Raw genomic sequence first — 6437 nt, 5'->3', positions numbered from 1 at the left:
TTTTTGCGTTTTCATAATGTTGTAATGTGTTTAATCAGAGATTGTTAGATATATGAGTTGTAAGTGACTTTCTTGTCGTTTGATGGAACAAAGTTGGCAGGAAAAAGGTGGTGAATGCAGAATATTCTCCGAATTGGCTTATTGTCAAGCCGAATAGGTCGATTGTCAAGCCGAATTTTAATTTCAGATTTTTTTTAGACCTTTTTATTTATCATTATTGAAATTTTATTGGCGAGTTGTTGCGAAATATATAATTTGCGGAAACTTTATACTGTAAGAAGTTAATTTATGGGAAAAACCGCGCTTTATTTGGATAGGAACCGAAGGATACATTGGATTCTCTGGATAGTTTATATTTTTTATACAGACTTATTAATTTACATTTATGATGGTGGTGGAGACCTCTTAAAACTTAGTGTTCTTTTATTTGAAGGAGTTTTGAAGCATGCTTTGGTTGCTACTGTTTTTTATATCAATGCCCTCTATATCTTACCCAGTTTTTTAAAGCCCAAAAAATATTTCCTTCTTGCAGTTAACCTTATTTGTCTGATCGGTCTTTATATTTTCTTCAGATATGTTCTGACAGATTACGTCATTCCCTTTTTCGAGAGGGTAGAACCCAAACCGGTTTTGTTCTGGAGTTTTGTTACTGACAGCCTTTGGTTTGTGAATATTTATTTGTTTTTTAGTCTGGGCTACTACTTTGCATTAAAGTCTATTGAACAGGAGCAGCATATTGCCAAGCAGCAAAGTGAAATTGCTTTACGGGAAAGAGAAATCAGAATTTTACAAGAACAGAAGAGTAAAGCTGAAATGGCATTCCTGAGAGCTCAGATCAACCCGCATTTCATGTACAATACGCTTAACATGATTTACCAGAGGGTAAAAAATGCTTCCCCGCAGGCAGGGGAAATTGTTCTTACTTTCTCTGAAATGATGAGATATGCAACCAGTACGCAAATGAATAAGGATAAAGTGATGCTTGAAGAGGAAGTGAAATTTGTGAAAGATTATATAGATTTGCACTTACAAAGATTTAACTATACAATTTGTGTGGATTTTGAGGAAGAAGGGGATTTTGATAGTTATTTTATTCTCCCGATGGTATTGATTACCCTTGTCGAAAATGCCTTTAAGCATGGAGAATTAAGGGATCCTGATAATCCTCTGACAATTAAGGCTATTCTGAGAGACAATATATTTACCTTCTCTACCAGGAACCTTAAAGTTAATTATGCGATGGGAATCCATGACGAAGGAACCGGAGTTGGTGTCAGTAATATTCAGCAAAGGCTTGAAGCAGTTCATGGTACAAAACAGAAGATGGAGATAATAGATTTACCTGATGAGTATATCTGCATTTTTACACTCAACTTTAATTAGATTTAATTAGAGCCTAACCTTGAAATTCCACGTTTATTAGGTGTATTTAATAATATCAGGAAGAACTTTGTTTTTTGCTAAATGTTATTGGTCAGGTTTATCAAACTATGTTCATCATTTTGTAATTTAACATTGATTAACCGTCCACTATAATAAGTATTTTGCTTTCAAAGCTGCAGCAGGTTGAGAAAGCCTTTTTTAAAACTATAATTTGAGCAAACTATGATAAGATGTATTGCAGTAGACGATGAGCAGTCAGCACTGGATGTCGTTGTGGATTACATTAATGATACGCCATTTTTAGAATTGGTTGCGGCAACAACCGACGCAATGGAAGCTTCTAAATTATTGCAGGAGCAACAGGTTGATTTAGTGTTTATGGATGTGCAGATGCCACAGATTTCAGGCATGCGTTTTTTGCAGTTGTATGAAGGAAAAATGAAATTTATCATGACTACCGGATATGAACGATATGCTTTAGATAGTTATGAATATGGAGTAATGGATTATCTGGTAAAACCATTTTCTTATGCACGTTTTCTCAAAGCTGTTCAGAAAATGCCTTTGCCGGAGTCGATGAAGGAAGTAAAATCAAACAAAACCAAAGCTCCTACGATTAAAGAACCTTCGGAGGACTTCATTTTTGTAAAGGTAGATGCCAAGGGAAAGTTTCAACGGGTAAATTTCAAAGAAATTGTTTACATTGAAGCTGAAAAAACATACGCCTCTATTTTTACAAATGATGAAAGGATTGTATGTAATCTTACACTGACAGACCTTGAAAACCGTTTACCTCAGAAATTATTCCTGAGAGTTCACCGTTCGTACATCGTGGCACTGGAAAGAATTACGGCTATTGAAGGCGATGAAATGGTACTGAAAAAAGTAATCAGGCTGCCAATCGGTTCTACTTATAAAGCCGAGGTAATTAATACATTTCAGGATAGTTTATTCTTCAAGGACAGAGCTACTCTGGTGGATAAGACGATTCTTAATGACAATAAAGAGTAAATCTAAAAGCACCTGCCATATCAATAGCAGGTGCTTTTAGTATTTAAAACGGAGCATATAAAACTCTAATATTGCTTGAATGTTAACAAATGTTCATGCTAACTTTACCTAAATATAATAATTAGAGCATAGTACTTGTATCTTTTCAAGAATTTATATTGACTTATAGGTTTTCTTTTGATTCGGGATTATATTTGTCTGAAACTATTCTCCTGGTATTTTGAAAATTCTGATTTCAAATCGGATAATTTCTTTCTTGATTTCAGGTGAAATGTTGAGACAATTTAATTTTCATATTCCTTTATGTTAACTATTGTTATTGTTTGTTGTACAGTGATTGCCTACTTGCTGGGCTCAATTCCTACCGCTCTTTGGTATGGTGAAGCTTATTTCGGATTAGATATCCGGAAACACGGAAGTGGAAATGCCGGTGCTACAAATACTTTCAGAGTACTAGGAAAGCGTGCAGGTACAATTGTACTGCTGATTGATGCGATTAAAGGCTGGATTGCAACATCTATAGCAATGATGCTTTATTATTCGCATCTGATTGATTGGAATGATTGCGAAACTTTGAAACTTATTTTCGGTTTTGCAGCTGTTTTAGGCCATGTTTTTCCGGCTTTTTCTAATTTTAAAGGTGGGAAAGGAGTGGCTACATTATTAGGGATGGTAATGTCTGTTCATGCGGAAGCTGCTTTGGTTTGTATGGTAATATTCTTTCTGGTATTCCTTGCATCCAACTACGTTTCGCTGGGGTCTATTATTGCCTCATTAGCGTTTCCGGTTTTGTTGGTTTTGAAAACATTCGGAAACGAAAACGATTTGAATATCATCTTTGGCTTTGCCTTATTCCTGATGGTAGCTGTTACACACAGAAAAAACATCGTAAGACTTTTGAAAGGGGAAGAAAGTAGAATTTACTTCCGTCCCAAAAAGAAATAAGATGAAAATGTAAGTTTATACCATGTGGATAATAAGCCGGTCAGGATAAACAACTATTATTTTCAGATGAAATTGTATCTTTGTACCTCCTGAAATTCAGATTCAGGAGGTTTTTTATTGATAAGGTTTCCTACAACAATTTGCCATTAAAAGGTCATCAACAAATTAAAATTTCGAAATGCAAGATATTCAACATTACATTCAGGAAAATAAGGATAAATTTTTAACTGAATTACTGGATTTGTTAAGAATTCCATCAGTGAGTGCAGACAGTAAATTCAAAGCTGATGTAAGGAAAGCGGCAGAATTTATTTGTGAAAAACTTAAAACTGCCGGAGCTGATTCTGCTGAAATTTGTGAAACCGCAGGCTTTCCGATTGTTTACGGAGAGAAAATAATCGATGCGGCATTACCAACTATTCTGGTTTACGGACATTATGATGTGCAGCCCGCTGATCCTTATGAACTCTGGAATTCACCCCCTTTCGAACCTGTGGTGAAGGAGGAGAAAATTTATGCGAGAGGTTCCTGTGATGACAAAGGTCAGGTTTATATGCACCTGAAAGCATTTGAAGCAATGATGGCAACAAATACTTTACCCTGCAACGTGAAATTCATGATTGAAGGTGAAGAAGAAGTAGGATCTGATAACCTTGGAACCTTTGTAAAGTCGAATAAGGAAAAGTTGCAGGCTGACGTAATTCTGATCTCTGACACTGCTATTATTGCCAATGATATCCCTTCTATTGATGTTGGGCTGAGAGGATTGAGTTACATGGAAGTGGAGGTTACGGGGGCAAACAGAGATCTGCACTCAGGCGTTTACGGAGGTGCAGTTGCTAATCCCATTAATGTGCTTTCTAAAATGATTGCTTCATTGCATGATGAAAATAATCATATCAGTATCCCGGCGTTCTATGATGATGTTGTTGAACTTTCCGGAGAGGAAAGAGAGGCAATGGCAAAAACACCATTTAATCTTGAAGAATATAAAAAAGACCTTGATATAGATGAAGTAAGAGGGGAAAAAGGATATTCTACGATTGAGCGGGCTTCAATTCGTCCAACGTTAGATGTAAATGGTATTTGGGGAGGATATATCGGAGAAGGAGCAAAAACCGTATTACCTTCAAAAGCATTTGCCAAGATCTCAATGAGACTTGTGCCTGATCAGCAATCTGATAAAATTACTGAATTGTTTACAAAACATTTTGAGTCCATTGCCCCGGAAGGTGTAAAAGTGAAAGTGCGTGCTCATCATGGGGGAGAACCTTACGTTACTCCGACTGACTCGATTGCCTATCTTGCCGCAGAAAAAGCTATGGAAGAAAGTTTTGGTAAGAAACCTGTACCGACAAGAGGAGGTGGAAGTATCCCGATTGTTGCTTTGTTTGAAAAAGAACTGGGTCTTAAAACCGTTCTCATGGGTTTTGGGCTGGATACAGACGCCATACATTCGCCGAATGAGCATTTTGGCTTATTTAATTTCTATAAAGGAATTGAAACAATACCTTTGTTTTTTAAGTATTTTTCGGAAGAAAGTAGTAAATAGAAGAGTAATTCGGTTAATAATGGTTTGATACGTAAAAGAAACAACGGCTCGTTGTTAATGCTTGTTAATATCTGTTAAGGCTTGTTAATCAAATTTTGAATAGTAAATCAGTTAATTATCTTTGAATCAATAAATGAATAATGACGCTAAGACCAATATGGTCACTGAATCGGTATCAAATCACGATAATCTTGATAAAATGTCCGTTAAGGAGATTTTGAGAGGGATTAATGAAGAAGATAAAACAGTTCCGTTTGCCATTGAGCAATCTATTCCGCAAATTGAAGTATTAATCCCGGAGATTGTAAAACGTATGAAAGCTGGAGGAAGACTTTTCTATATAGGAGCCGGAACCAGTGGAAGATTGGGAATTGTTGATGCCTCAGAATGTCCGCCGACTTATGGTGTTCCGTTTGATATGGTTATCGGTATAATAGCCGGTGGAGATGGTGCGATCAGAAAAGCTGTAGAGTTTGCGGAAGATGATCCCGAACAGGCCTGGAAGGACTTAGCTGAATATAATATTTCTGAACTTGATACATTAATAGGTATAGCTGCTTCAGGAAGAACGCCATATGTAATCGGCGGACTGAATAAAGCCAGAGAAGCAGGTATTTTAACCGCTTCTATTTCCTGTAATCCGGGAAGTGAACTTTCTGTAGCTGCTCAGTATCCGATTGAAGTAGTAGTGGGGCCAGAGTTTGTAACCGGAAGTACCAGAATGAAAGCCGGAACCGCTCAGAAGCTTGTGTTAAATATGATTTCTACTTCTGTAATGATTCAGCTCGGTAAAGTGAGAGGGAATAAAATGGTGGATATGCAGATGAGTAATTATAAATTGGTTAACCGAGGTATTACCATGATCATGAATGAACTTGGCATAAGCAGGGAAGAAGCGGAAGTATTACTGGAAAATCACGGAAGTGTAAGAGGTGCCATTGATTCGTATCGCTCTGGTAAAGGACAATCGTAAATTAACGTTTTTACGATAGCCTTTCTAAATTTAATACCATTGCTTGTTTTGTTTTTATATTTTTTCCTGAATCTTTTGTACTTATTGAACAACCTTACAAGGTATGATAATTGATTAAGCACATTGTGTTTACTTTGTAGTCCCGGAATATTAATCGAAAACCCTTAATTAGAAATGAAAAAAATAACCCTTAACACTTTCATTTTTGCTTCTGCTTTAACACTTGGCTTTAACTCTGTTCAGGCTCAGGATTTCCCAGATGACATTAAGCCATTGGTACAGAAATATACTTGTACTGCATGTCATAAAGTGGACGCCAGATTGGTTGGACCTGCATATACAGAAGTTGCGAAAAAGAAATATACAAACGAGAAAATTGTTGAATTAATTGCAAATCCTAAGCCGGCTAACTGGCCTGGTTATCCTCCGATGGCAGCAATGAAAAATGTTCCAAAAGAAGATGCTATCAAAATTGCTACATGGATTAACTCTTTAAGAAAGAAAAAATAAGCGTGTAGTTTAGCTTTAGTAAATATGAAAAACCCTCTGAGTGATATATTCAGAGGGTTTTAT

Annotated in this window: 6 protein-coding genes; all 6 read left to right on the top strand. The window is 36.4% G+C overall.

Going from position 1 to position 6437, the window contains the following annotated elements:
* Nucleotides 1-288: 288 nt before the first annotated feature.
* The 6 genes from BM179_RS14025 (at nucleotide 289) to BM179_RS14000 (ending at nucleotide 6374) form a co-directional block, all read left to right on the top strand.
* Nucleotides 289-1383, top strand: a complete 1095-nt coding sequence (locus BM179_RS14025; RefSeq protein ID WP_092017772.1) for a sensor histidine kinase — start codon at nucleotides 289-291, stop codon at nucleotides 1381-1383.
* A 222-nt stretch (nucleotides 1384-1605) separates the two neighbouring features.
* Nucleotides 1606-2394 (top strand): LytR/AlgR family response regulator transcription factor, encoded by a 789-nt coding sequence (locus BM179_RS14020; protein WP_092017771.1) that lies wholly within the window; start codon nucleotides 1606-1608, stop codon nucleotides 2392-2394.
* Nucleotides 2395-2697: 303 nt separating this feature from the next.
* Entirely contained in the window at nucleotides 2698-3339 is a 642-nt protein-coding gene (plsY, locus tag BM179_RS14015; RefSeq protein WP_092017770.1) for a glycerol-3-phosphate 1-O-acyltransferase PlsY, read from the top strand.
* Between the two features lie 178 nt (nucleotides 3340-3517).
* Entirely contained in the window at nucleotides 3518-4891 is a 1374-nt protein-coding gene (locus BM179_RS14010) for a dipeptidase (protein WP_177219407.1), read from the top strand.
* Nucleotides 4892-5048: 157 nt separating this feature from the next.
* Nucleotides 5049-5864 (top strand): N-acetylmuramic acid 6-phosphate etherase, encoded by an 816-nt coding sequence (gene murQ / locus BM179_RS14005; protein WP_092017843.1) that lies wholly within the window; start codon nucleotides 5049-5051, stop codon nucleotides 5862-5864.
* A 174-nt stretch (nucleotides 5865-6038) separates the two neighbouring features.
* Nucleotides 6039-6374, top strand: coding sequence for a c-type cytochrome (locus BM179_RS14000; RefSeq protein WP_092017769.1), 336 nt, complete (start codon nucleotides 6039-6041; stop codon nucleotides 6372-6374).
* The last annotated feature ends 63 nt before the right edge of the window (nucleotides 6375-6437 follow it).

It is taken from the genome of Pseudarcicella hirudinis (assembly GCF_900115665.1).
Lineage (GTDB): Bacteria > Bacteroidota > Bacteroidia > Cytophagales > Spirosomataceae > Pseudarcicella > Pseudarcicella hirudinis.
Note: the sequence above shows the minus strand (reverse complement) of the source record. Positions and strands in the feature narration are given on the sequence as shown.

Excerpts from the sequence above, each read along its gene's own strand:
- murQ (WP_092017843.1), top strand. The coding sequence starts at position 5,049 with ATGGTCACTGAATCGGTATCAAATCACGATAATCTTGATAAAATGTCC.
- BM179_RS14010 (WP_177219407.1), top strand. The coding sequence starts at position 3,518 with ATGCAAGATATTCAACATTACATTCAGGAAAATAAGGATAAATTTTTA.
- BM179_RS14025 (WP_092017772.1), top strand. The coding sequence starts at position 289 with ATGGGAAAAACCGCGCTTTATTTGGATAGGAACCGAAGGATACATTGG.
- BM179_RS14020 (WP_092017771.1), top strand. The coding sequence starts at position 1,606 with ATGATAAGATGTATTGCAGTAGACGATGAGCAGTCAGCACTGGATGTC.
- plsY (WP_092017770.1), top strand. The coding sequence starts at position 2,698 with ATGTTAACTATTGTTATTGTTTGTTGTACAGTGATTGCCTACTTGCTG.
- BM179_RS14000 (WP_092017769.1), top strand. The coding sequence starts at position 6,039 with ATGAAAAAAATAACCCTTAACACTTTCATTTTTGCTTCTGCTTTAACA.